Below are 24,399 nucleotides of genomic sequence, written 5' to 3' on the forward strand. Positions count from 1 at the left end.
GCCGGGGAGATTTCTACAGGTCATAGAGGATATGATGGAGGGGCACCTTGGTTCCGGTGTGCCCTCACGGGCCCGGGCCGGTGCTTGGCCCGACGAGGGCCGCACTGATCCCGTCTATCCCAGCAGAACTGTGTGGTTTTTCCTTGAAGATCCTGAGCGCTCCGGAACAGGTAGCTGACGCACCCGTCAAGACCGGCTTCGGACGTAAAGCCAAGGCCTACATAGCGCTCACCAAGCCGCGCGTGATGGAACTCCTGCTGGTCACCACCCTTCCCACGATGATCTTCGCCGCCGGGGGCTTCCCGAGCCTCGGCCTCATCGCCGCCACCATGATTGGCGGCGCCCTCGCCGCCGGCTCGGCCGGGTCGTTCAACTGCTACATCGACCGGGACATGGACAAGCTCATGCACCGGACCGAAAACCGGCCGCTGGTCACGGGCGAAGTTACGCCGCGGGAAGCACTGGTCTTTTCCTGGATCCTGGGGATCCTGTCCATCCTGATCCTCTGGTTTGGGGCGAACCCGCTCGCCGGCGTGCTGGGCGTGGGCGCGATCTTCTTCTACGTAGTCATCTACACGCTGATCCTCAAGCGCCGCACCGCCCAGAACATCGTCTGGGGCGGTGCCGCCGGCTGCTTCCCCGTGCTGATCGCCTGGGCGGCCGTCACCGAAACGGTGGCTTGGCCGGCCATCATCCTGTTCATGGTGATCTTCCTCTGGACCCCGCCGCATTACTGGCCGCTGTCCATGAAGTACAGCGACGACTACAACGCCGCCAACGTCCCCATGCTCGGGGCCATCGCCAGCGCGCGCCAGGTCTCGGTCCAGGTGGTCCTCTACGCCTGGGCAACGCTGGCCTGTTCGCTCCTGCTCGCGCCGGTCGGCGGGGCCGGCTGGGTCTACACCATCGCGGCCCTGCTCAGCGGCGGCTATTTCGTATATGAATCCCACCGGCTGTACAACCTCGCCAAGCGCGGCACCGAGACGCCGGCGGAGACCAACAAGAGCGCCATGCGGGTCTTCCACGGCTCCATCAGCTACCTGACCGTGCTCTTCCTCGCGCTGGCCGTGGACCCCTTCGTGGGCGGCCCCGTCTTCGCCAGCCTCTAGGGCAAATCCTCCTGCCCGCGACCGCAGGGAGCTGGCGTCCCCGGAGTAGCATTCTGTAGACGAATCCGTTTTCAGGCCATAATGCGAAGCACCCTTATGTTTTTTGGTATGATGTGCGTCATACTAGCGAATTGTTCCTGATCTTTTTTGCTTGGGGCAATCCGCCCCTTCGGAACCGGCCCGTCTCGAAAAGGAGGCGTACGGTGGCCCACATCCAGCTGTTGGGCACCGGCGGCACTATCGCCTCGCGCAGCCACGGCACCGGGGGAGCCGTGGCTACCGACACGTCGTCGGCGCTCATCCCGAAACATCACGGCAACGTCACCGTCCATGCGCGCGATGTCCTGACCATCGGCAGCTACAGGCTGGATCTGGCTGACCTGCACCGGATTGCCGAGGCGGTCGGGCAGGCCCTCGCCGATCCTGGTACCGATGGCGTGGTGGTCACCCACGGCACCGACACCCTTGAGGAGACGGCGTTCCTGCTCGACCTAGTGCATGCTTCGCCCAAGCCCGTTGTGCTCACCGGCGCCCAACGCACGGCCGACAGCCCCGATGCGGACGGCCCGCGCAACGTCACGGAAGCGGTGCTGGCAGCGGCCGACATGCGTTTGCGCGGGACCGGGGCGCTGATCAGCTTCGATGGAACGGTCCGCTCAGCCCGCGGCGCACGGAAGGTACATACCACCGCGGGCAGCGCCTTCGGTGGAGGCACCGAAGTAGCGCACATGGCCGGCGGCGGGCTCGTGGTCACGGCCGCGCCCCGCCGCTATCCCGTTCTGCCGATGCCGCCTGCCGAGTTCGACACCGTGCGTGTAGAGGTCATCACTGCATACCCCGGTGCCACGCCGGAACTGATGGACCACGCCGTGCAGCTCGGGAGCCGCGCCGTCGTGCTGGCCGGCACCGGGGTCGGCAATGCGGGACCGGGATTCGCCGAGGCCGTAAAACGGGCTACGGGAAGCGGCTGCATCGTCCTGCTCAGCACCCGTGCCCCGTGGGGGCCCGTCGTCCCGACCTATGGCAATGGCGGCGGCATCGACCTCACGGCAGCGGGCGCCGTCCCTTCCGGAGACCTCAACCCCTTCCAGGCGCGCATCCTGGCGGCCGTCCTGCTCTCTGCCGGCACCGCGCCGGAGCGGTTCTCCGAAGCGTTCGAAACCTACCTCTAAACACCGACCGTCAGCAGAGGAGAGATCATGCCCAAGAAAATCTACGTTTCAGTCGGCATCGACGTCGACGCCGTGGGCGGCTGGCTCGGCTCCTATGGTGGGGAGGACTCCCCGGGAGATATCTCCCGCGGCCTGTTCGCCGGTGAAGTCGGGGTGCCGCGGCTGCTGCAGCTAGCCCAGCGTCGGGAAATGCCCGTGACTTGGTTCTGGCCGGGCCATTCCATCGAGACCTTTCCGGAGCAGTTCGACGCCGTTGTGGCCGCCGGGCACGAGATAGGTGTTCATGGTTACAGCCACGAGAATCCCATCGCCATGACCCGCAAGCAGGAGACTGAGATCCTCGACTACTGCACGAATCTCATCGAACAGCGTTCCGGACGCAAACCAGTGGGCTACGTGGCTCCCTGGTGGGAATTCTCGGCGGTGACCAACGAGATCCTGCTCGAGCGCGGGTTCCTCTATGACCACTCCCTGATGCACGATGACTTTACGCCGTACTACATACGGGTCGGAGACTCGTGGACCAAGATCAACTACGAGGCGGCTTCGGCACAGGAGTGGATGAAACCGCTGCTCCGTGGCGAGGAAACGGACCTGATCGAGATCCCGGCCTCGTGGTATTTGGATGACCTGCCGCCAATGATGTTCATCAAATCCAGCCCCAACAGCCACGGCTTCGTGTCTCCTCGGGACATCGAGCAGCTCTGGCGCGACCAGTTCGACTGGGTGCACCGGGAGATGGACTACGCCGTCTTCCCGATCACCATCCACCCGGATGTTTCCGGCAAGCCGCAGAACCTGCTCATGCTCGAGCGGCTCTTCGACCACATCCAACAGCATGACGGCGTCGAATTCGCCGTCATGGAAGACCTCGCCCGCGACTTCGCCCAGCGCAGACCGCGCACGGGCACGTGAGGCCGCGGTTTAAGGACGCAACCGCCATGCCATCGCTCAAATCCCCTCACGGTCGCTCCGTCGAGCCGTGGAACGTCAAGATCACCCGGAAGACCATCACGCAGGTCTCGATAGTCTGCTTTATCGCCTGGGTCGCCTCGGTCTATGACTACACCCTCTTCGGCACCCTTCTGCCGGTCATCGCCGAGGAGTTCGGCTGGACACCCGCGCAATCCACTGCCGTCAACACCTTCGCCACGATCGGCGTTTTCATCGTCTCCCTGCTCGTCGGCACCATCCTCGACCGGATGGGCCGCAAGAGAGCCCTCATCATCCTCATGCTCGGCGGGGCGGTGGCTTCCGGCCTGACCGGCCTCGCGGCCGGCGCCGTCAGCATTGTCATCATCCGCTCCTTGACCGGGTTCTCCATGTCCGAGGAGGTCGTCAACGCGGTCTACCTGAACGAGATCTACAAGGAGGCCAAAAGCCGAGGCCTGATGTACTCCCTGGTACAGGGCGGCTGGCCGGTCGGCGCCCTGATTTCGGCTGGCCTCTCGGCCCTGCTGCTGCCGATCATCGGCTGGCGCTGGACCTTCGTGGTGGCCGCCGTCCTGTCCCTGGTCGTGGTGGCCTTGGCCTTGCGGCTGCCCGAATCGCCCACCTTTGCCGCCATGCAGGAGGTCAAACGCCGCCGTGCCAGCGGCGACGTCGAAGGCGCCCACCGGCTCGCGGACGAACACGACCTCGAGGAGGCAGCCCACCATGCCACCGGCGTAAAGGATGTCTTCACCCCCGAGTTGCGCCGGCACACCATCCTGCTGTCCCTGTCGTGGTTCTTCAACTGGATCTCCATCATGATCTTCTCAGTCCTTGGCACCACGATTCTGGTCGAGGCCAAGGGGGTTTCCTTCGACAACGCCCTGGTCATCCTGGTCCTGGCCAACGCGGTCGGTTTCATTGGGTACGTCTTCCACGGCTGGCTCGGTGACAAAATCACGCGGAAGCGCACGGTCGTCCTCGGCTGGCTGGCGGGCGGCATCGTCAGCCTGATCATGCTGCTGGGTCCGGGCGTCCCGGGAATCATCATCCCGCTGTACGCGCTGACCCTCTTCTTCCTCACCGGCCCCTACGCGGCCCTGCTGTTCTACATGGGCGAGTCCTTCCCCGCCCATGTGCGTGGCATGGGCACCAACGTGGCCCACGTGATGGCGCCAGTCGGCGGCATCGCCGGCTCCGGTCTGCTTTCCATCCTGCTCGCCGCCGGAGTGGATACCGTCTGGGCGGCGATCATCACCGGCACCGGCGGACTGTTCATCTCGGCCTTGTGCATGGCGGGCACCCGCACGATCCACGACGAACATCAAAGGACGACGGTGATCGCATGATCCGCGACGACGGACTCGAGGGCAAGGTTGCCGTTATTTCGGGCGGCGGCAGCGGAATCGGCCGGGCACTGGCCGTCGCCTACGCGCGGGCCGGCGCGCACAGCGTCATCGGCTACCTGCCCTCGGATCCTCACGACGCGACCGATACGGTCCGTGCCGTGGAGGAGGCCGGCGGGCGGTGCCTAGCCGTACCCATGGACGTGCGGCGCTTCGAGGACACCGAGCAACTCGCCCAGGCCGCGCTCGACGAGTTCGACCGGCTGGATATCTCGGTTGCTGCGGCCGGTATCCTGCGCCGCGCGGCCCTGGCGGACATGACCGACCAGGCCTGGGACGACATGATGGCCGTCGACCTCTCCGGCGTCCTGCGCGTCTTCCGCTCGTGCAGCACGCGGATGGAGCGCGGCGGGGCGATGGTGGCCACGTCCTCGATCGCCGGGGGTGTCTACGGTTGGGAAGAGCACAGCCATTACGCCGCGGCGAAGTCCGGCCTGCTCGGCTTGTGCCGGTCACTGGCGGTGGAGCTGGCACCCCGAGGGATCCGTGTCAACGCCATCATCCCGGGCCTCATCGAGAGCCCGCAGTCTTTGGACCCGGTGAACTCACTGGGCAGGGAAGGCCTCGACGCCGCCGGGAAGATCATCCCGTGGGGCCGAGTGGGCAACGTCGATGAAGCCGCGCGCGCGATACGGTTCCTGACCAGCGACGACTCGGCCTACATCACCGGACAGCAGCTGACGGTTGACGGCGGGCTGACCGTCCGCTGGCCAAGCTGAATTTCGAAGAGGAGTTCCGATGGAACGACAGCTCGAAGGGAAGGTCGCCGCCATTACCGGTGGAGGCAGCGGAATCGGTGCGGCCATCGCCCTGCTCTTTGCGCAGGAGGGCGCCGACGTGGCGCTGCTGGACCGGAACGAGCAGCACGCCGCGGCCGTCGCGGACGAGGCCAGTGCCTATGGCGGCCGCACTGCGGCCCTCGCTGTGGACGTCACCGACGGCGAGGCGATGAGGCGGTTGATGGACGATGTCGCCGCTCGGTTCGGCGGTATCGATATCCTGGTCAGCGCGGCCGGCATTCTCGACGAGACGCCGCTGCTGGAAATGAGCGAAGCGACGTTCGACAAGACCCTCGCCGTGGACCTGAAAGGCGTGTTCCTGGCGGCGCGCTGGGCCGCGCCCCACATGGTGGAGCGGGGCGGCGGCCGGATTATCAACATCGCCTCGCAGCTCGGGCTGAAGGGCGGGGTCGGCTTGACGCACTACGTGGCCGCGAAGGCCGGGGTGATCGGCATGACCAAGGCCATGGCGCTGGAGTTGGCCGTGCACAACATCCTGGTCAACGCGATAGCCCCGGGGCCCATCGTCACGCCGTTGATCGAAGGACTGTCCGAAGAGTGGAAGACCGCCAAGCAGGCAGAGCTACCCATCGGCCGCTTCGGCCAGGCGCACGAGGTGGCGCCTACAGCCTTGCTGCTGGCAGCTTCGCCCGGTGGCGACCTCTACACCGGGCAGACGCTCGGCCCCAACAGCGGCGACGTGATGCCGTAAGGTTCCTGGGCTTCGACTCAGTTCCGCACGGCGGCCGGCTGCCGGGTGACGCCGACATAGACGACGTGGGTGCAGGCGGCTGCGAGCAGCGACGCCCCGAGCATGTGCAGGCCCACCAGCAGGATGGGGAGGCCGGTGAAGTGCTGCCAGTACCCGATGATGGCCTGCAGCGCGACCACGGCTACGAAGAGCAGCAGCGGGCGGCGGAGCGGGACGAAGCGGGTGTCGCGGTAGGCCATCACCAGCAGCACCACCGTGGTGGCGACCAGCAGGTAGACCGGCAGGACATGCACGCGGGTGATCAGGTCCGGATGGAGGTTGTTGCGCGGCGCCATCGCGTCGCCGGCATGGGGACCGGATCCGGTCACCATCACGCCGAGCACGATCGCCAGCCCGCTCAGGACGGCGAGGGCCCACAGCAACTGCCGCACGGTCGACGTCGTAAATCTCTGCACCACGGTGGAGGCGCGCGCGTTGTCCAGCCAGGCGCGGTGGACCAGCACGGTGGCCAAGGTGACCATGGACATCGAGACCACGAAGTGGCACCCGACGACCCACGGGTTCAGGTGCGTCCAGACGGTAATGCCGCCGATCACGGCCTGCGCGGGAATACCGGCCAGCAGCGCGACGGACAGCCGGAACAGGTCCTTGCGCTGCTTAGCCATCCGCCAGACCGAGATCAGCATGGCGAAAGCGATCGCGGCCAGCACGAAGGTCAGCAGGCGGTTGCCGAACTCGATGGCGCCGTTGATGCCCATTTCGGGAGTGGCGACCAGCGATTCGGCAGTGCACCGGGGCCAGGTCGGGCAGCCGAGGCCGGAGGAGGTCAGCCGGACGGCGCCGCCGGTGACCACGATGAGGATCTCCGAGACGAGCGAGGCGACGGCCAGGGACCGGACCGTCTTGTTGGGCTCCAGCGGCAGGCGTTGTGCCGGTCCGTCGGTCTGCCGTCGCTGGGCGTGCGGTGTTCCGGTCATAATTTCAGCTCCATTTGAACCAGCGGATGGCTGCCAGGCTGGCCACGACGGTCCAAACCAGCAGAACAATTGAGGCGGTGAGGTTGAATTCCGCGTGCATGAGGGCGCTGCGCAGGGCGTCGCCCAGCGCGGTGGAAGGCAGCAGGTGCGCCGCCGGCTCGTACACATCCGGCCAGCTGGCGATCGGGAACAGGATGCCGCCGGCGGCCGCCAGCAAGACCCACAGCAGGTTGGTGATGGCCAGAGTCGCCTCGGGCCGCACCGTTCCGGCGATCAGCAGCCCGAGGGAGGTGAAGGCGCCGGCGCCGAGCACCAGCTGCACCAGCGCGGGCACGATGCCGCCCGGCGCCGGCTGCCAGCCGAGCAGCAGCGCCACGGTGCCGATCACCACGGTCTGGATGGCCAGCACGGTGAGGACCGCGATGACCTTGCCGAGGATCAGCCCGCTTTGGCCGAGGGGAGTGGTCGACAGGAAGCGCAGCACGCCGTAGCGGCGGTCGAAGCCGGTGGCGATGCCCTGGCCCGTGAGCCCGGTGGACACGGCGCACAGGGCCAGCACGCCGGGCGCGGCCATGTCGATCCGGCTTTCCGTGAACTCGTCGAGCAGGGGAGTGATGGACAGGCCGATCAGCGCCATCAGCGGCAGGATCACCGCGATGAGCAGCTGTTCGCCGTTGCGCAGCATGGCCACCGTCTCGTAGCGGCCCTGCAGCAGGACACGGCGCAGCAGCGGGGCGGGTGCGTTCACCGCAGCTCCTTTCCGGAAATGTCGAGGAAGACGTCTTCCAGCGAACGCGGTGCCATGTGGATCGCTGCCGGCATCACGTCGTGCGCGGCCCAGAACTGCGCCAGCCGCACCAGATGTTCCGGCGCCAGCGCCCCGGTCACGGTGTAGCGTCCGGGCACGGCCTCGTGCACGTCGAGCGGCAGTGCGCGCAGCTCGGCCAGGTCCAGCCCGGCCCGGGCGTCGAACGTCAGGAGGCGTTCGACGCCGGCGCTTTCGTCGGTGGCTTTCGTCAGTTCCGCGACGGTTCCGTGGGCGACTGTCTTGCCGGCGTCGATAATGAAGACGTAGTCCGCCAGACGCTGCGCGTCATCCATGAGGTGGGTAGTGAGGATGATGCCCAGGCCCTCGGCGCGGAGCTCCTGGATCAGGTCGAACACCACGGCGCGGGACTGCGGATCGAGGCCGGCGCTGGGTTCGTCCAGGAACAGGACTTCCGGATCCCCGACCAGGGCCGCGGCCAGGGCGACCCGCTGTTTCTGCCCGCCGGAGAGGCGGCGGATGGGGGTGTTGGAGAAGTGGTGGATGCCCAGGCGCTCGACGAGGTCGTCGACGCTCCGCGGCCTGCTGTACATGCCGGCCACGTGCCGCAGGAGGGAAACGGGGCGGATCGCCTGCGGCAGGCCGCCCTCCTGCAGCATGACGCCGACGCGGCTGCGCAGGACGGCTCCGGCCTCGAAAGGATCCTGGCCAAGGAGCCGGACGCTGCCGCCGTTGGGCCGGGTCAGGCCCTGGGCGCACTCGAGCGTGGTCGTCTTGCCGGCCCCGTTGGCGCCGAGCAGCGCGGTAACCTGGCCCGGGTAGGCGCGCAGATGCACGCCGTCGATCACGCGGACCATCTTGCCGTCCAGCGCCGCTACCGGCCCAAGATCTTTAACGAGCCCCTGGATGTCGAGGCAGGGATCGGAATGAGGCACCAGAACATTCTACGCGACGTAGAGACGCCCGCTGCGGCCGGCCCGGACCACGCTAAGGGGCGCCTTACTGGAGGCCGGGAAGAGAATAAGTCATGATTGTGTTGTGTATTCCATGACGAACCCTACCTCTTCGCGCGCCCAGGCGGCCGATACAGAGGAGCGCACGCGGGACAAGGTCCTGCACGCCGTTTTGGAGCACGGCCCCGTCAGCGCGGCTGAACTGGGCGAGATCCTGGGCTTCACGCCCGCGGCGGTCCGTCGGCACCTGGACGCGCTCTCACGCGGGGGCCTGATCGAGATCAAGCTGGTCACCAACTCGGCCTCCGGGGCCGGGCGCCCCGCCCGGCGCTATGTGCTCAGCCGGCAGGGCCAGTCGAAGCTAGGCGACGACTACCTGGTGATCGCCCGCGACGCGCTCAACGCATTGTCCGAGGCGGCCGGCGAGGAAGCCGTCGCGGTCTTCGCCCGGCGGCGCTACGCTGACATGGAACAACGCTACCGTCCCGTCGTCGAGGCGGCAGGGCCGGAGATCGAGGCGAGGGCCGAGGCGCTGGCCAGGGCTTTGAGCGAAGACGGCTTCGTCGGGTCGACCACCGTGGTGGGCCAGAAGTCCCCGCACAGCACGATGCTGGCGGTGCAGCTGTGCCAGGGGCACTGCCCGATCCAGCAGCTCGCGGCGGAATTCCCCGCGTTCTGCGACAGCGAAACCGAAGTTTTTGCCCGACTGCTCGGAGTGGATGTGCGCCGCCTGTCCACGCTCTCGAGCGGGGGCCACGTCTGTACGACCCACATTCCCGTGGGCCGAACAAGGTCTGCGGTTCGGGATTCCGAACCGGCGCCAGGCACCAGAAGAGTATCCATCAATCTGCAGGAGAGGCCGTAATGACGGACCAAGTGGATCAGGGCGTGAAGGATGCCATCGGCAACACCGATGTCTCCGACACCACCATTTCCGAGATCCTTGAGAAGAACCCCGAGCTGCATGGCATCGGGAACTACGCGTTCGGTTGGGCGGATAAAAACGATGCGGGCGCCAATGCGCGCCGCGGCCTGAATGAGGAAGTCGTCCGGGATATTTCGGCTAAGAAGAACGAGCCGGAATGGATGCTGGATCTTCGACTGAAGGGCCTGAAGTACTTCGACCGCAAGCCCATGCCGACGTGGGGAGCGGACCTCTCCGGGATCGACTTCGACAACATCAAGTACTTCGTCCGCTCGACGGAGAAGCAGGCCGCCACGTGGGAGGACCTGCCCGAGGACATCCGGAACACCTACGAGAAGCTCGGCATCCCCGAAGCGGAGCGGAGCCGCCTCGTTTCCGGCGTCGCGGCCCAGTACGAGTCCGAGGTTGTCTACCACCAGATCCGCGAGGACCTGGAAGCCCAGGGCGTCATCTTCCTGGACACCGACACCGCGCTGAAGGAACACCCCGAGATCTTCGAGGAGTACTTCGGTTCCGTGATCCCGGTGGGCGACAACAAGTTCGCCTCCCTGAACACGGCCGTGTGGTCCGGCGGTTCCTTCGTGTACGTCCCGAAGGGTGTCCACGTGGAGATCCCGCTGCAGGCCTACTTCCGCATCAACACGGAGAACATGGGCCAGTTCGAGCGCACGCTCATCATTGCGGACGAGGACTCCTACGTCCACTACATCGAAGGCTGCACCGCGCCGATCTACACGTCGGACTCGCTGCACTCGGCCGTCGTCGAAATCATCGTGAAGAAGGGCGCCCGCGTCCGCTACACGACGATCCAGAACTGGTCGAACAACGTTTACAACCTGGTGACCAAGCGCGCCGTCGCCCACGAGGGCGCGACGATGGAATGGGTCGACGGCAACATCGGCTCCAAGGTCACGATGAAGTACCCGGCCGTGTACCTGACCGGCGAGCATGCGAAGGGCGAGACCCTCTCCATCGCGTTCGCCGGCGCCGGCCAGCACCAGGACACCGGTTCCAAGATGGTGCACATCGCCCCGAACACCTCCAGCTCCATCGTTTCCAAGTCGGTGGCGCGCGGCGGCGGGCGGGCTGCGTACCGCGGCCTTGTCCAGGTCCGGGAAAGCGCGAAGAACTCCAAGAACAGCGTGGTCTGCGACGCACTGCTGGTGGACACCATTTCGCGCTCCGACACCTACCCCTACATCGATGTCCGCCAGGACGACGTGACCATGGGGCACGAGGCGACCGTCTCCCGCGTCAGCGAAGAGCAGCTGTTCTACCTGATGTCCCGAGGCATGCCCGAGGACGAAGCCATGGCCATGATCGTGCGCGGGTTCGTTGAGCCCATCGCCCGCGAGCTGCCGATGGAATACGCCCTCGAGCTCAACCGCCTGATCGAACTGCAGATGGAAGGATCCGTAGGTTAATGACTGAGACCACTGAGAAAGCACGCATCGGTGCTCCGGCCATCGACGGGTTCTCCGAAGAAGGCGAGGACCTCTCGCCCGTGAACGCGGCCCAGGGACCCCTCGCCGGTGCCAGCACCAAGGGCCACAGCCACGGCGGCGGAGTCGGTGTTCCGGACAGCTCCCGCGCCGGACGCCGCACCTCCTACAAGCTGGCGGACTTCCCGCAGCTGACCGGGCGCGAAGAGGACTGGCGGTTCACCCCGCTCAAGCGGCTGCGCGGCCTGCACATCGAGCCGCTCACCGGCGCAGCGCCGTCCCTGGCCGTCACCGGCCCGGAGGGTGGCGAAGCCCCGTCCTCCGTGAAGGTGGAGACCGTGGACCGCAGCGATGCCCGCATCGGCAGCGCCGGCATTCCCGAGGACCGGGTATCCGCGGCAGCCTGGGAGGCCTTTACCGAGGCAACCGTGCTGACCATCCCGGCCGAGACGGAACTGGAGACCGGCGTGGTCGTCGCCATCGACGGCACCGGGACCGAGGCCTCGGCCCAGCACCTGGTGATCGTCGCCGAGCGGTTCTCCAAGGCCGTCGTCGTCCTCGACCACAAGGGCAGCGCCACCGTCTCGCAGAACGTCGAGATCGACGTCCGCGACGGCGCCGAGCTCACCGTGGTTTCCGTCCAGGAATGGAACGACGACGCGGTGCACGCCTCGTCGCAGCAGGCCAAGATCGGCCGCGACGCCAAGTTCAAGCACGTGTCCGTCAGCCTCGGCGGCGACCTGGTCCGCGTGACCCCGTCGGCGCGCTTCAGCCAGCCCGGCGGCGACGTCGAGCTCTTCGGCCTGTACTTCGCCGACGCCGGACAGCACCTGGAACAGCGGCTGTTCGTTGACCACGGCGTGCCGAACTGCAAGTCCCGGGTGCTGTACAAGGGTGCCCTGCAGGGCCAGGCCGCGCACACCGTCTGGGTGGGCGACGTCCTGATCCGCAAGGAGGCCGAGGGCACGGACAGCTATGAGGCCAACCGCAACCTGGTCCTGACGGACGGCGCACGCGCCGACTCCGTGCCGAACCTGGAGATCGAGACCGGCCTGATCGAAGGTGCCGGCCACGCCAGCACCACCGGACGGTTCGACGACGAGCACCTGTTCTACCTGATGGCGCGCGGCATCCCCGAGGATGAAGCCCGCCGCCTGGTGGTCCGCGGGTTCCTCAACGAGATCATCCAGCAGATCCGGGTTCCGGAACTGGAGGAGCGGCTGACCGAGGCCGTCGAGCGGGAACTGGCGGCAGGGAACCTCTGATGGCGGAAACACCGCGGGGAAAGCTGGTCTGCAAGGCCTCCGAGGTGCAGGTCAAGCAGGCGCTGCGCATCCTGATCGACGATTATCCGGTGGCGGTCGTGCGTGATTCCGACGGCGAACTCCATGCGCTGGGGGACACGTGCTCGCACGAGGACTACTCGCTGTCGGAGGGCGACGTCGAGGACTGCACGATCGAGTGCTGGGGCCACGGTTCCCAGTTCGACCTGCGCAGCGGCCAGCCCCTGAGCCTGCCGGCCTACGATCCCGTCCCGGTGTTCGCGCTGACCGTTGACGGCGACGACGTGTACGTCGACGTCGCAACCGTCGTCAACGGAGCCAGCGCTCCGGACCTGAACTAAGAACTTCAACAACTTCACGAAGCGGCCGCCTCACGACACGGGCGGCCGCACAGGAGAAAGCAGAGAATATGTCGACTCTGGACATCAAGGACCTCCACGTCAGCATCGAGACGGAGCAGGGCAAGAAGGAAATCCTCAAGGGCGTTTCCCTCACCATCAACACCGGCGAGATCCACGCGATCATGGGCCCGAACGGCTCCGGCAAGTCCACGCTGGCTTCCACCATTGCCGGCCACCCGCGCTACACCGTGGACTCCGGTTCCATCACCCTGGACGGGGAAGACGTCCTGGAGATGAGCGTTGACGAGCGCGCCCGCGCCGGCCTCTTCCTCGCCATGCAGTACCCCGTCGAGGTCCCCGGCGTCACCATGACCAACTTCCTGCGCACCGCCAAGACCGCCCTGGACGGCGAAGCTCCGAAGCTGCGCACCTGGACCAAGGACGTCAAGGAAGCGATGAGCCAGCTGCGCATCGACGCGGACTTCGCCCAGCGCAATGTCAACGAAGGTTTCTCCGGCGGCGAGAAGAAGCGCGTCGAGATCCTGCAGCTTGAACTCTTCAAGCCGAAGTTCGCCATCATGGACGAAACCGACTCCGGCCTGGACGTCGACGCCCTCAAGGTCGTCTCCGAAGGGCACAACCGGGTCCACGAGGCCGGCGGTATGGGCACCCTGCTCATCACCCACTACACCCGGATCCTGCGCTACATCAAGCCCGACTTTGTCCACGTCTTCGTCGACGGCAAGATCGCTGAAGAGGGCGGCCCCGAACTCGCGGACCGGCTGGAAGAGGAAGGCTACGACCGCTTCCTGCCGACCGCTGCAAAGGCCTGATCATGACCGAAACCAACGCTTCCCGCACCTCGCTGGAGGACGTCGAAGAGGCACTCAAGGACGTCATCGACCCGGAGCTCGGTGTCAACGTCGTTGACCTCGGGCTGCTGTACGGCCTCAAGTACGCCGAGGACGGCGCGCTGCTGATCGACATGACGCTCACCACCGCGGCGTGCCCGCTGACCGACGTCATCGAAGAGCAGACGGGCAAGGCCCTGGACGGCGTCGTCGACGAATGGCGCCTGAACTGGGTCTGGATGCCGCCGTGGGGCCCGGAGAAAATCACGGACGACGGCCGCGACCAGATGCGCGCCCTCGGTTTCAACATCTAGCTGCCCCCGCAGCTGGGCGGTTGCCGGTTCCGACCAGGGACCGGCAACCGCTGCGTTAACCGCCTTTGCCGCCCGCCGCCGTCGTAATTGGCGCTAGCATCAAGGCATGGCAGAACCACCCTTTGCCGGCCCGGCCGCCGGACGGTACAACGAGGAAACCGCTGCGCAGCTGTTCCACGGCGCGACGGCCCTGATGGCGGTCCTCGGGCTGGTCCTGCAGATCATGGCCACCGGAGAATCGCCGGCGCACGCGGTGGCCCCGGCCCACATCTGGTGGAACTTCCTCGGCTCGGCCAGCCTCCACCTCAACGCGCTCGTCTTCATCGTGTCCCTCAGCCTTCTCATGGAGCCCGCACGCGCCGGGGGACCCGTCTGGCGCGCCGTCCGCGTGGTTACGCTGGCCGGAACACTGCTGCTTCTCCTGCTCCAGTTCACGCCCTTGCGCGGCATCCCGGACTTTGCCGCCCTGAGCCCTACGGCGGTCTTCGCGGACCGGCTCCTGCACTACGCGGTCCCGATCATGGTCATCGTCGGCTGGCTGATTTTCGGGCCGCGGCCCCGGATCACGCCGCTGCGGGTCCTCTGGTCCCTGGTCTATCCGGCCGCATGGCTCCTCGGGGTGTTCATCCGCGGCGCGGCCACCGGCTGGTACCCCTACCCACTGCTCGACGTGGGCCTGGCAGGCATCGGCCCGGTCCTGGTCAACTGCGTCATGGTCCTGCTGCTCTGGCTCGGGGCAGGCTTCGTCTTCCTGACGCTCGATCTAGCCATGGGCCGTGAGCCGGACGGCTACCTGCCGGGCTTCGGCGACGATTCGCGGGCCGAGGTGGACGACCGGAACCTCTAGGGCCGGTCCAGGTCGGCGGCGTTGAAGGTGTCGCAGGCGGCCGGATCCCGGGTCTCGTAGCCCTGCGAGAACCACGCCCGGCGCTGCTCGCTTGAGCCGTGGGTCCACGTGTGCGGGTTGACCTGGCCGCTGCTGGCCTCCTGGATCCGGTCATCGCCGACGGCGGAGGCCGCGGAGATCGCGTCGCTCAGGTCCTCGTTGGTCAGCGGCTGCATGAACGGCTCGCCCGTGGCCGGATCCACCTGCTGGGTGGCGTTGCCCGCCCAGACTCCCGCATAGCAGTCGGCCTGCAGCTCCACGCGGACCGCCCCGGAGCCCGGACCCTGCGGGTCCTGCTGCGAGTAGTCCAGGACGCCGGTCAGGTTCTGGATGTGGTGCCCGAACTCATGGGCCACGACGTATTCCTCGGCCAGCGGGCCTTCAGCGGCGCCGAGCTGGTCGGTCAGCTGGTCGAAGAAGCCCACATCGAAGTACGCCGTGGAATCCCGCGGGCAGTAGAACGGCCCGACGGCGCTGGTCGCGCTGCCGCAGCCGGTGCTGACCTGACCGTCGAACAGCACGGCGTCGGGAACCGGGTACTGCAGGTTGTAGCGGGGGAGCGCCTCGCCCCAGTAGCGGTTGAGGCTGTTGACCGTGGCGACAACCCGGCAATCGCGCCGCGCGTTCGCGTCCGCCCCGGTCTCGCATTCCAACCGGAGCTCCTGGCCGTCGGCGGCCACCTGCCCCGAAGAAGGGCTGGCGCCGGTGAGGCTCTGCAGCAGCTCGGGCGGAACGCCGAGCAGGCTGGCGATCAGCAAGATCAGCCCGCCGCCGCCGATGGCAATCTTCCCGCCCATCCCGCCGCGCCGATCCGAAACCTGCGAGGTGTCCAGCCGCGAGCCCTGATTGAAACTCATGCGCTAACAATAACGCCCGGTCCCGTCCGGCGGGTCAGTCCCTGGTCTTTTCGCCAAGCCCGCGCGCGGCCAGGGCGTCCCCTGTCTGGCGCGCGTAGGCGACGGCGCCAATCAGGACCGGCTGCACGATGGCCCGCGGCGACGTCCCGAGGCCCCGGGCCCGGGCGGCGTCGCGGACATCATGCAGGGATCCGAGCAGGAACGGTATGCTGCGCAGCATCAACCCGATGGTCAGCGCGAAGCGCTCCGGGTCCGCGCCGAAACGCCGCAGCGGCGTGACCGCCGCGACCAGGCCGTCCAGCAGTCGCTGGACCTCCGTGGTGGATGTCAGCAGGTTGGCGGCGTAGATGCACGCGACCAGCCCGGCCGCGACGCCCAGCGCGGCGGGGAGCGAATCGACCCACCAGCGGTAGCCGAGCACCACCAGCAGGAACAGCCACATGCTGCGGAGCGGGGCCACCAGGCGCCCGGCGGGCAGGCGGGCCGCCAGGTGCACCAGAACGACGGCGGCAAGCACCACGGCGCGTGGCCACGGTTCGCGGAGGGCCAGCACGGCCACCCCCGTGGCCACGAGGAACGCGAACTTCAGCGCGAGCGGTGCCCGGTGCAGCCAGCTGCTGCCCGGCACGTAAGCGCTGACCAGGTGGGCGTGGCCGCGCACTCAGCCGCTCCCCGCGACGTGGGCACTCAGCTCACGGTAGAAGGAGACGGCGGCCGCTGGCTCGCCGTCGTACACTATCCGCCCTCCGTCCACCACAAGGGTGCGGACGCTGTCCTGCGCCAGCTCCAGGTCGTGGGTGGCGGTAACCAGCTGCTGCGGAAGCGCCGCGAGCCGGCCGCGCAGCAGCATGGTATTGCGCAGGTCCAGCAGGGTGGAGGGCTCGTCCAGGACGAGCACGGCGGGGTCGACCGCCAGCACGCTGGCCAGCGCCGCAAGCTGGCGCTCCCCGCCCGAGAGCTGGTAGATGCTCTGATCCGCCAGGTGCGCGAGCCCGAAATCCTGTAGCAGCGACAGTGCGGCAGCGCGCCGCTCGGTCCGCTTGCGGTACTTCCGGCGCAGGGACAGCTCGGCGTCTTCCAGCGGGGTCGGCATGACCAGCTGGGACAGGGGGTCCGTGAAAACGAAGGCCACCCGGCGGCGGACGGCGGCCGCGTCCGAGGCGGTCTCAAGGCCGTCCACGTCCACGGCACCTTCGTCCGGGACCACGAGGCCGTTGATGAGCTTCAACAGGGTCGACTTGCCGGAGCCGTTGGCCCCGATCACGCTGATGCGGTCTTCCGACAGCTCCAGTTCGGGCACGCTCAGGATGGGCGGGGCAGGCGTCGCGCCCGCCCCGTCGCCCAGCACCCGCACGTTCCGGAACCGGATCATGCTCAACGCTTCCGGCGCAGCAGGTCTGGGAAGGCCTTGTGCAGGCTGAGGGCGATCGCGGCCGCCACGGCGTTCTTGACGAGGTCGCCGGGGATGAAGGGAAGGTCGGCTACGAGTGCCGCGGGCAGCGCCAGCTGCCCGTTGAGCATCATGCCGGCCACGCCGAGGGCATGGGTCAGCAGCGTGCCTGCGGTTGCCGCCAGGAACAGCAGCACCGTGGTCAGTGTGCCCACCTTGGAGCTGCGGCGGAGGAGGATGCCGGCGAGGAAACCGATCAGGGCCGCGGTGAAGGGGAAGGACAGCAGGTAGCCGGCCGAGCCCGCGGCCAGCACGCCGAGACCGCCCTGGAAGCCGGCGAAGATGGGCAGCCCGACCAGGCCAAGCAGGACGTACAGCCCGACCGCTGCCGCGGCCCGGGAGCCGCCAAGGACCAGGCCGGCCAGCGCCACGATCATGGTCTGCAGCGTGATCGGCACGCCGAGGATGTTGCCGGCCGGGATCGGCGGGACGGCCACGGAGGCGGCCGTGAGGGCGGCGAAAACGGCGATCAGCGCGAGGTCGGTGCCGTTCCAGGAGCGGCGCCCCTTGCGGACGGCCGTCGGCGCCGGGCGGGATACCGGAACCGACGCTGCCGATCCGAACTCTGCCGATCCGAACTCTGCCGAAGGGGAATGTCGGGTGTCTTCCGAAGCGGGCATGGTGGGATTCCTTCTGTCGAAGCGGCACAAAAGGCCGGTGATTCACACAGACAATAGCCCCTACGGGCCCGCGCGGTCTTGTAGGTTTCCGACTAAGACCACGGGGCCCGTAGAATGGATGGGGCCCATTCGGGCCCCCATCCCCATCGAGAGGTCCCATCTGTGATTACCGTCAGCGAACTTGAGCTGCGAGCCGGAGCGCGTTTGCTCATGGAGGCGGTGTCCTTCCGCGTGGACAAGGGGGACAAGATCGGGCTGGTCGGCCGCAACGGTGCCGGCAAGACCACCCTGACCAGGGTGCTGGCGGGCGAGGGCATGCCGGCCGCGGGCCAGGTGATCCGCAACGGCGAGGTCGGCTACCTGCCGCAGGATCCGCGCACGCCCAACATGGACCAGCTGGCGAGGGACCGCATCCTGTCGGCCCGCGGACTCGACGTCGTCGTCGGGAAGCTGCGGAAGGCGCAGCAGGAAATGGCCAGCGAGGACCCGGCCGTGCACGCCAAGGCCATGCGCCGGTACGACCGGCTGGAGGCCGAATTCCTGGCCGGCGGCGGCTATGCCGCCGAGGCCGAAGCCGCCGCGATCTCCTCCAACCTGGAGCTGCCCGAGCGCATCCTCAACCAGCCGCTCAAGACGCTCTCCGGCGGCCAGCGCCGCCGCGTCGAACTGGCCCGGATCCTCTACTCCGGCGCGGACACCATGCTGCTGGACGAACCGACCAACCACCTGGATGCGGATTCGATCAGCTGGCTGCGCGAGTTCCTGAAGAACCACCAGGGCGGGCTGATCGTGATCAGCCACGATACCGGCCTGCTCGAGGCGACGGTCAACAAGGTCTTCCATCTGGACGCTAACCGCGCCGCCATCGACATCTACAACATGAACTGGAAGCGCTACCTTCAGCAGCGCGAAACCGACGAGCGTGCCCGCAAGCGCGAACGTGCCAACGCCGAGAAGAAGGCCCAGGTCCTGCTGGACCAGGCCAACAAGATGCGCGCCAAGGCCACCAAGGCCGTCGCGGCCCAGAACATGGCCAAGCGTGCCGAACGGCTGCTCGACGGGCTGGACGCCGTGCGGGCCCAGGACAAGGTCGCGGCCCTGCGCTTCCCCGATCCCGCCCCTTGCGGCAAAACCCCGATGACGGCCGAAGGGCTCAGCAAGTCCTACGGTTCGCTGGAGATCTTCACCGACGTGGACCTCGCGATCGACCGCGGTTCCAAGGTGGTCATCCTCGGCCTCAACGGCGCCGGCAAGACGACCCTGCTGCGGATGCTGGCCGGCGTGGACACACCGGACACCGGCGAAGTCGTCCCGGGCCACGGGCTCAAGATCGGCTACTACGCCCAGGAGCACGACACCCTGGACACCGCACGCACCGTGCTGGAGAACATGCGGACCGCGGCGCCGGACCTGCAGGACACGCAGGTCCGGAACATCCTCGGTTCCTTCCTGTTCTCGGGCGACGACGTCAGCAAGCCGGCCGGCGTGCTCTCCGGCGGCGAGAAGACGCGGCTGGCGCTGGCCACCATCGTCGCGTCGTCGGCCAACGTGCTGCTGCTCGATGAGCCCACGAACAACCTGGACCCGGCCAGCCGCGCCGAAATCCTCGGGGCGCTGCGGAACTACACCGGCGCGGTCGTCATGGTCAGCCACGACGAAGGCGCCGTCGAGGCGCTGAACCCGGAGCGCGTGGTTTTGCTGCCCGACGGCGTCGAAGACCTCTGGAACGAGGACTACCTGGACCTGGTCACGCTCGCCTGACCGGCTCCGGGGGCCGCCAGCCGGCTCCTGCTCCGGCCGCGCCCCGGCCGGCCTCCTGTCGGTGGCCCGGTCCGCGCTGCCCCGTCAGTCGTCCTTGCTGAGCAGCGAGCCGTCAGTGCGGAAGCCCTGGGCATCGAGCAGCGCGTCCTCTTCCTCCTCGGCGGTGGGCCGGTTGCTCCGCCGCTTGGGGGCAGCCGCCCGCGGCGCGGGATTGGCCTCGTGGAAGCCGAGCGCTTCGTCCTCCGCCTGCAGTTCGTCCATCCGCGCCTGTTGCCGCGCCGCGTAGCCGTAGCCGACAAAGAACAGCAGCCCGAAGGCGTACCACTGCATCGAATAGGACAGGTGCGGCCCCTCGTCGATCGCGGGCTTCGGAATCGCGACGGGCTGCGTTGCGGGCGCCGGATCCTCGGTGGCCATCATTCCGTAGGCGCCGGTGTAGACCGGGTAGTCCAGTTCCGCCGCGTAGTCCTCCAGTCTGATGGAAGCCAGCTGTCCCTCCGGCGCTCCGCGGTCGACGTCCGCTTCGCCGGGCTTCATGCGTACGACGACGGTCACGTCGTCTTCCGGGGCGGCCGGCACCTCGTCCGGGTGCCCGGCCTGGTTGTTGCCGATGGGCAGCCAGCCGCGGTCGACGATCACGGCGGCACCCGATTCGAGCCTGAGCGGTACCAGGACTTCATAGCCCGGCCGGCCATTCAGCGGCCGGTTGCGTACGATCCGCTGCCCGGCAACGTCGTACTCACCGCGTAGTGTGACCGGCGTCCACTCGTCGGCCTCGGACGCCGTCTCGAAGATCTGCGGCACTGCTGCGAAGTCGACGGGCTCGCGGTCGTAGTTGGACTCGATGGCGGAAATGACGTCGCGGGCCTGTTCCCGGCGGTCCATCTGCCAATTACCCAGCAGCACGCAGACGGCCGCGAGCAGGACCACGAGGAGGAACCAGCCGACCCACTTGCCGGTGAACAGGAAACGGTAGGAACTCACAGGCCCTCCGCCGTTCCGGCGGCGCCGCCGGTCGAGGGCGCGAAGGCCCGCGTCTCGCGCCAGAGCGCGCGCTGCTCGAGGTACTCCTGGAGCCAGTCCCGGTGCTCGTCGCAGGCAAGCCAGGTCTTCCGGCGCTCCGGCGTGTGGATCTTCGGGTTGTTCCAGAGCAACTCCCAAGCCGCCGACGCCCGGCAGCCCTTTCGTGAGCAGACCGGGGAAACCGCGATCGGCCGTCCGTTGCCGGACAGTTGGTCGAAAATGCTCACGCTGCGTCTCCGTCTTTCCTGCGTTGATCCATCAGTCCCTCATCGTCGGCGTCGGGGCGGCCCGGCCCGGCCGTATCGCTGGGGTCGCCCGCATCCTCCGCTTCGTCGTCGACCACCTCGCCGGCGAGCACATCCGTCTCCGGCGCCTGCGCAACCTTGCCGGCCTCCAATTCGGCGGCCGGAGCGTGGTCCAGGAGCGAGTCGCTGTGCTGCAGATTGCTTTGGTCGCTGCCGCTGTTCGCGATGACCACGGCGATCCATGGCAGGAACACGGCGCCGGCGATGAACGCCCAGCGCAGCCAGCCATCGACGAAAAAGAAGAGCAGGAGGCAGGCGAGGCGGATGCTCATGGCGACGGTGTACTTGACCATCCGGCGCCGCATCTCGTCGGTATGGCCCTCCTGCGCGTCCGTAATGCTCTGGACGGCCTGATCATCGTTTGACTGCTTACTCATCACGCTCCAAAGAACCTCCCTTAATTCTCCCACGGCACCCGCCGAGGCACGAACTTCGCCGAGCCTGCGGATGTTGCAGCCGGGCTAGGATGCTCTAGGACAAATCAGCGTTTTCAACGGAGGTTAGTGTGAGCAACGAAGAGCAGGCGGGGCGCAGCGTCCTGGTGACCGGCGGAAACCGCGGCATCGGGCTCGCTATCGCGCGCGCATTCCAGGCGAACGGCGACAAAGTGGCCATCACCTATCGCAGCGGCGACGTGCCCGAGGGTCTGCTCGGCCTCAAGGCGGATGTGACCGACGCCGCGTCGATCGACGCCGCCTTCACCGAAGTCGAAGCCGCCCATGGCGCCGTCGAGGTGCTGGTAGCCAATGCCGGCATCACCCGCGACACGCTCCTGCTGCGGATGAGCGAAACAGACTTCACCGACGTCATCGACACCAACCTGAGCGGCGCCTTCCGGGTGGTCAAGCGTGCGTCCAAGGGCATGATCCGGCTGCGCAAAGGCCGTGTTGTGCTGATTTCCTCCGTGGTGGGGCTCTACGGTTCACCGGGGCAGATCAACTACGCCGCTTCCAAATCCGGCCTGGTCGGGATCGCCCGCTCGCTGACCCGGGAACTCGGTTCCCGCGGGATCACAGCCAACGTCGTCGCGCCGGGTTTCATTAATACCGACATGACCGCGGCGCTCCCCGAGGATACCCAGAAGAGCTACCTCTCCAGCATCCCGGCAGGGCGCTTCGCCGAGCCCGAGGAAGTGGCCAACGTCGTGCGCTGGATCGCCAGCGACGAGGCCGCCTACATCTCCGGCGCGGTCATTCCGGTCGACGGCGGGCTGGGAATGGGCCACTGACCGTTCTTTGTCGCATTTGGACAAAGCTTATGGCTCCGCAGGCTGGCAGTATGGTCTGCGGAGCCATTTTCATTAGGTGATTTCTACAAACGTCCCGACGACTAGGAGCAAGAATGGGTGCCTTGGACGGCAAAGCAGCAATTGTGACAGGATCCTCGCGCGGGGTTGGGGCCGCCGTGGCCGAACTGCTGGCGGCTGAGGGTGCCGGCGTCGTCGTCAACTACAGGCAGAAGGCACCCCGTGCCAACAAGGTCGTGGCCGGGATCGAAGCCGCCGGCGGCCGGGCCGTCGCCGTGGGTGCCGACCTGACCTCGCCCGAAGGCGCACAGTCCCTGGTCGATGCGGCCACCGATAACTTCGGCGGGCTGGACCTGCTGGTCCTGAATGCCTCCGGCGGCATGGAATCCGGCCTCGGCGAGGACTACGCCATGCGGCTCAACCGCGATGCCCAGGTCAACATGCTCAAGGCCGCGGCGGCTGTCCTCCCCGCCGGTTCCCGCGTCGTGTTCGTCACCAGCCACCAGGCCCATTTCATCAATACGGTGCCCACCATGCCCGAGTACGAGCCCGTTGCCCGGAGCAAGCGTGCCGGCGAGGATGCACTGCGGGCGGAACTGCCGGCGCTCGAAGAGAAGGGCATCAGCCTGGTGGTTGTCTCCGGCGACATGATCGAAGGAACCGTGACGGCGACGCTGCTGGACCGTGCCGCCCCCGGCGCCATCGAAGCCCGCCGCGAGGCCGCCGGCAAGCTCTACTCGGTCGAGGAATTCGCAGCGGAGATCGCGAAGATGGCCACCGCGGATGTTCCCTCCGGCCACACCGAACTGGTGGGCGGAGCCGAATGGTTCCAGCGGGCCCAGGCCTGATTCCGCACTAGCGGACCCCTCCCGGTGGCTGCCGCCCGTGCATAAGCACAGGCGGCAGCCACCGTCGTCTGCGCCGCCCTGCCGCCCGGCCATTCCCTTGCCCTGCGGATTCCGCTATGATCACACCTTTAGCCGCACCAAGAAGGAAGTCGTGCGGAGCTATCTATGGGGGAATGATGCGGCGTACCTGCGCAGCCTTATGCGCCGTGCTGGCGCTGGCACTATCCATGCTCTGCGGAGCCCTGCCGTCGCAGGCGGCCACAGCGGCCATCACGCTCAGCGACTACTCCGGTCCGGCCGGGACCACGGTCACCATCACCGGGACAGGGTTCCCCAAGAAGACCGCGGGAACCGTGTCCGCCAGTACCGGCCAGCAGTCCTTCACGACGTCCGCTTCGGGGTACTTCAAGATGGCCCTCGTGATTCCCGAAGCCGCCGATGCTTCGCTGCGCATTGAGGCGCGGGCGGGAGCTACCGCAGCCTCGGCGATCTTCACGGTCACCTACAGCAGCCCCTCCGTGACCGAAGAAGAGCAGCAGGTGGCGGCGCCCGACACGGCAGCCGCCCTGCCGGGCATCAGCAGCGCACGATTGCGCTTCGGGGTCGGCACGCCGGGCGGCCCGCTGGCGCAGGGCGAGCTGGATGCCGTCGCGGCGATGTCGGGAGAGGCCCCGTCCGTCATCCTGTCCTACAAGGACTTCCGGCAGGCGCCGCCGGTGGCCGAGCTCGACGCGGTGCGGGCCCGCGGCGCGGTGACCCTGCTGACGTGGGAACCCTGGGCCTGGGGCGGCGGAACGGAACAGCCCGCCTACTCCCTGGACCGGATCGCCGCGGGCGATTTCGACGCCTACCTCCGGCAGTGGGGCACCGCACTCGCCCAATGGGGCCACCCCGTCTACCTGCGGTTCGGCCACGAGATGAACGGCAACTGGTACCCCTGGTCGGAGGGTGTCAACGGCAACGGAGCCGGCGACTACGCAGCCGCATGGCGCCACGTCCACGACGTCGTCAGCTCCACGGGAGCCGCCAACGTGGCATGGGTGTGGAATCCCAATGTGCCCTACTGGGGCTCGACGCCGCTGGACGGGCTCTATCCCGGACCCGGCTACGTCGATGCGGTGGCCCTGGACGGCTACAACTGGGGCACCTCGGCCGACTGGAGCAAGTGGACCCAGCCGTGGGAGCTATTCGCCGACGGCCTCGGGCAAGTGCGTTCCCTGGCTCCGGGCAAACCCATCATGATCGCGGAGACGTCCTCCGCCGAACAGGGCGGCTCGAAAGCTTCATGGAACGCGGACCTGGTCTATTACCTGGCTCAGCAGCCGGACATCACTGCCGTCGTATGGTTCCACTTCAACAAGGAGACCGACTGGCGGATCGACAGCAGCCAAAGCTCGGCGGACGCGCTCCGGGGAGCGCTGGCGGCCCGCCGCGGATGAACCG

27 protein-coding genes are annotated in these 24,399 nt (G+C 67.5%); 17 read left to right on the forward strand and 10 right to left on the reverse strand.

Features of this window, described 5'->3' with window-relative positions; all coding sequences use genetic code 11:
• Positions 1-143 precede the first annotated feature (143 nt).
• From OC550_RS06290 to OC550_RS06315, 6 genes are all read left to right on the forward strand, one after another.
• Positions 144-1,109 carry a heme o synthase gene (locus OC550_RS06290; protein WP_262104419.1) on the forward strand — a complete coding sequence of 322 codons (966 nt, stop codon included), beginning with the start codon at positions 144-146 and terminating at the stop codon, positions 1,107-1,109.
• A 203-nt stretch (positions 1,110-1,312) separates the two neighbouring features.
• Positions 1,313-2,281, forward strand: a complete 969-nt coding sequence (locus OC550_RS06295) for an asparaginase (protein WP_262104420.1) — start codon at positions 1,313-1,315, stop codon at positions 2,279-2,281.
• 27 nt (positions 2,282-2,308) lie between these two features.
• Complete coding sequence (locus OC550_RS06300; protein WP_262104421.1) at positions 2,309-3,196, forward strand: polysaccharide deacetylase; 888 nt, start codon at positions 2,309-2,311, stop codon at positions 3,194-3,196.
• 26 nt (positions 3,197-3,222) lie between these two features.
• Positions 3,223-4,560 carry an MFS transporter gene (locus OC550_RS06305; protein ID WP_262104422.1) on the forward strand — a complete coding sequence of 446 codons (1,338 nt, stop codon included), beginning with the start codon at positions 3,223-3,225 and terminating at the stop codon, positions 4,558-4,560.
• Positions 4,557-5,336 carry an SDR family NAD(P)-dependent oxidoreductase gene (locus OC550_RS06310; protein WP_262104423.1) on the forward strand — a complete coding sequence of 260 codons (780 nt, stop codon included), beginning with the start codon at positions 4,557-4,559 and terminating at the stop codon, positions 5,334-5,336. The genes OC550_RS06305 and OC550_RS06310 overlap by 4 nt, the downstream gene beginning before the upstream one ends.
• Positions 5,337-5,355: 19 nt before the next feature.
• Positions 5,356-6,108 carry an SDR family NAD(P)-dependent oxidoreductase gene (locus tag OC550_RS06315; protein WP_262104424.1) on the forward strand — a complete coding sequence of 251 codons (753 nt, stop codon included), beginning with the start codon at positions 5,356-5,358 and terminating at the stop codon, positions 6,106-6,108.
• A gap of 17 nt (positions 6,109-6,125) precedes the next feature.
• Here OC550_RS06315 and OC550_RS06320 read toward each other — a convergent pair whose 3' ends face one another.
• The 3 genes from OC550_RS06320 to OC550_RS06330 are packed head-to-tail and all read right to left on the reverse strand — an operon-like array spanning position 6,126 to position 8,786.
• Positions 6,126-7,085: a heme A synthase gene (locus tag OC550_RS06320; protein WP_262104425.1), complete on the reverse strand. Its 960-nt coding sequence runs from the start codon at positions 7,083-7,085 to the stop codon at positions 6,126-6,128.
• 4 nt (positions 7,086-7,089) lie between these two features.
• On the reverse strand, positions 7,090-7,833 hold the full coding sequence (locus tag OC550_RS06325) for an ABC transporter permease (RefSeq protein WP_262104426.1): 744 nt from the start codon (positions 7,831-7,833) through the stop codon (positions 7,090-7,092).
• On the reverse strand, positions 7,830-8,786 hold the full coding sequence (locus tag OC550_RS06330; protein ID WP_262104427.1) for an ABC transporter ATP-binding protein: 957 nt from the start codon (positions 8,784-8,786) through the stop codon (positions 7,830-7,832). The genes OC550_RS06325 and OC550_RS06330 overlap by 4 nt, the downstream gene beginning before the upstream one ends.
• Before the next feature lie 112 nt (positions 8,787-8,898).
• On the opposite strand from OC550_RS06330, the gene OC550_RS06335 reads away from it, so the two are divergent.
• From OC550_RS06335 to OC550_RS06365, 7 genes are all read left to right on the forward strand, one after another.
• Positions 8,899-9,669: a metalloregulator ArsR/SmtB family transcription factor gene (locus OC550_RS06335; RefSeq protein WP_262104428.1), complete on the forward strand. Its 771-nt coding sequence runs from the start codon at positions 8,899-8,901 to the stop codon at positions 9,667-9,669.
• Positions 9,669-11,153, forward strand: coding sequence for a Fe-S cluster assembly protein SufB (gene sufB, locus OC550_RS06340; protein WP_262104429.1), 1,485 nt, complete (start codon positions 9,669-9,671; stop codon positions 11,151-11,153). The genes OC550_RS06335 and sufB overlap by 1 nt, the downstream gene beginning before the upstream one ends.
• Positions 11,153-12,436 (forward strand): Fe-S cluster assembly protein SufD, encoded by a 1,284-nt coding sequence (gene sufD, locus OC550_RS06345; RefSeq protein ID WP_262104430.1) that lies wholly within the window; start codon positions 11,153-11,155, stop codon positions 12,434-12,436. Before sufB ends, sufD begins: the two co-directional genes overlap by 1 nt.
• A complete protein-coding gene (locus OC550_RS06350; RefSeq protein ID WP_262104431.1) occupies positions 12,436-12,795 on the forward strand; it encodes a non-heme iron oxygenase ferredoxin subunit in 360 nt (119 codons plus the stop codon). The genes sufD and OC550_RS06350 overlap by 1 nt, the downstream gene beginning before the upstream one ends.
• Before the next feature lie 68 nt (positions 12,796-12,863).
• Positions 12,864-13,628: a Fe-S cluster assembly ATPase SufC gene (gene sufC, locus OC550_RS06355; protein ID WP_262104432.1), complete on the forward strand. Its 765-nt coding sequence runs from the start codon at positions 12,864-12,866 to the stop codon at positions 13,626-13,628.
• Between the two features lie 2 nt (positions 13,629-13,630).
• Positions 13,631-13,960 carry a metal-sulfur cluster assembly factor gene (locus OC550_RS06360; RefSeq protein ID WP_262104433.1) on the forward strand — a complete coding sequence of 110 codons (330 nt, stop codon included), beginning with the start codon at positions 13,631-13,633 and terminating at the stop codon, positions 13,958-13,960.
• 106 nt (positions 13,961-14,066) lie between these two features.
• Positions 14,067-14,807, forward strand: a complete 741-nt coding sequence (locus tag OC550_RS06365; protein WP_262104434.1) for a Pr6Pr family membrane protein — start codon at positions 14,067-14,069, stop codon at positions 14,805-14,807.
• Here the strand turns inward: OC550_RS06365 and OC550_RS06370 are convergent.
• From OC550_RS06370 to OC550_RS06385, 4 genes are read right to left on the reverse strand one after another with little or no spacing between them, the layout of a single operon-like run.
• Positions 14,804-15,703, reverse strand: a complete 900-nt coding sequence (locus tag OC550_RS06370; protein WP_262104435.1) for a neutral zinc metallopeptidase — start codon at positions 15,701-15,703, stop codon at positions 14,804-14,806. The genes OC550_RS06365 and OC550_RS06370 overlap by 4 nt on opposite strands.
• Before the next feature lie 34 nt (positions 15,704-15,737).
• The gene (locus tag OC550_RS06375) at positions 15,738-16,364 is read right to left on the reverse strand and encodes an energy-coupling factor transporter transmembrane protein EcfT (RefSeq protein WP_262104436.1); all 627 of its coding nucleotides are present in this window, start codon (positions 16,362-16,364) and stop codon (positions 15,738-15,740) included.
• Complete coding sequence (locus OC550_RS06380; protein ID WP_262104437.1) at positions 16,365-17,075, reverse strand: energy-coupling factor ABC transporter ATP-binding protein; 711 nt, start codon at positions 17,073-17,075, stop codon at positions 16,365-16,367.
• A gap of 2 nt (positions 17,076-17,077) precedes the next feature.
• Entirely contained in the window at positions 17,078-17,773 is a 696-nt protein-coding gene (locus OC550_RS06385; RefSeq protein WP_262104438.1) for a biotin transporter BioY, read from the reverse strand.
• Positions 17,774-17,935: 162 nt separating this feature from the next.
• Between OC550_RS06385 and OC550_RS06390 the strand changes: the two genes are divergently transcribed.
• Positions 17,936-19,534 (forward strand): ABC-F family ATP-binding cassette domain-containing protein, encoded by a 1,599-nt coding sequence (locus tag OC550_RS06390; RefSeq protein WP_262104439.1) that lies wholly within the window; start codon positions 17,936-17,938, stop codon positions 19,532-19,534.
• Positions 19,535-19,618: 84 nt separating this feature from the next.
• On the opposite strand, the gene OC550_RS06395 is transcribed toward OC550_RS06390, so the two are convergent.
• Genes OC550_RS06395 through OC550_RS06405 form a run of 3 tightly spaced genes read right to left on the reverse strand, consistent with a single transcriptional unit; the run spans position 19,619 to position 21,239 of the window.
• Complete coding sequence (locus tag OC550_RS06395; RefSeq protein ID WP_262104440.1) at positions 19,619-20,518, reverse strand: SURF1 family protein; 900 nt, start codon at positions 20,516-20,518, stop codon at positions 19,619-19,621.
• Positions 20,515-20,784 (reverse strand): hypothetical protein, encoded by a 270-nt coding sequence (locus OC550_RS06400; protein ID WP_262104441.1) that lies wholly within the window; start codon positions 20,782-20,784, stop codon positions 20,515-20,517. The genes OC550_RS06395 and OC550_RS06400 overlap by 4 nt, the downstream gene beginning before the upstream one ends.
• Positions 20,781-21,239, reverse strand: coding sequence for a DUF3099 domain-containing protein (locus tag OC550_RS06405; RefSeq protein ID WP_262104442.1), 459 nt, complete (start codon positions 21,237-21,239; stop codon positions 20,781-20,783). The genes OC550_RS06400 and OC550_RS06405 overlap by 4 nt, the downstream gene beginning before the upstream one ends.
• 128 nt (positions 21,240-21,367) lie before the next feature.
• Here OC550_RS06405 and OC550_RS06410 point away from each other — a divergent pair, with 128 nt between their 5' ends.
• The 3 genes from OC550_RS06410 (at position 21,368) to OC550_RS06420 (ending at position 24,395) form a co-directional block, all read left to right on the forward strand.
• On the forward strand, positions 21,368-22,090 hold the full coding sequence (locus OC550_RS06410; protein ID WP_262104443.1) for a beta-ketoacyl-ACP reductase: 723 nt from the start codon (positions 21,368-21,370) through the stop codon (positions 22,088-22,090).
• Between the two features lie 113 nt (positions 22,091-22,203).
• Positions 22,204-22,956, forward strand: coding sequence for an SDR family oxidoreductase (locus OC550_RS06415; RefSeq protein ID WP_262104444.1), 753 nt, complete (start codon positions 22,204-22,206; stop codon positions 22,954-22,956).
• A gap of 227 nt (positions 22,957-23,183) precedes the next feature.
• Positions 23,184-24,395: a glycoside hydrolase family 26 protein gene (locus tag OC550_RS06420; RefSeq protein WP_262106270.1), complete on the forward strand. Its 1,212-nt coding sequence runs from the start codon at positions 23,184-23,186 to the stop codon at positions 24,393-24,395.
• Positions 24,396-24,399: the final 4 nt, after the last annotated feature.

The organism is Arthrobacter sp. Marseille-P9274, from assembly GCF_946892675.1.
Lineage (GTDB): Bacteria > Actinomycetota > Actinomycetes > Actinomycetales > Micrococcaceae > Crystallibacter.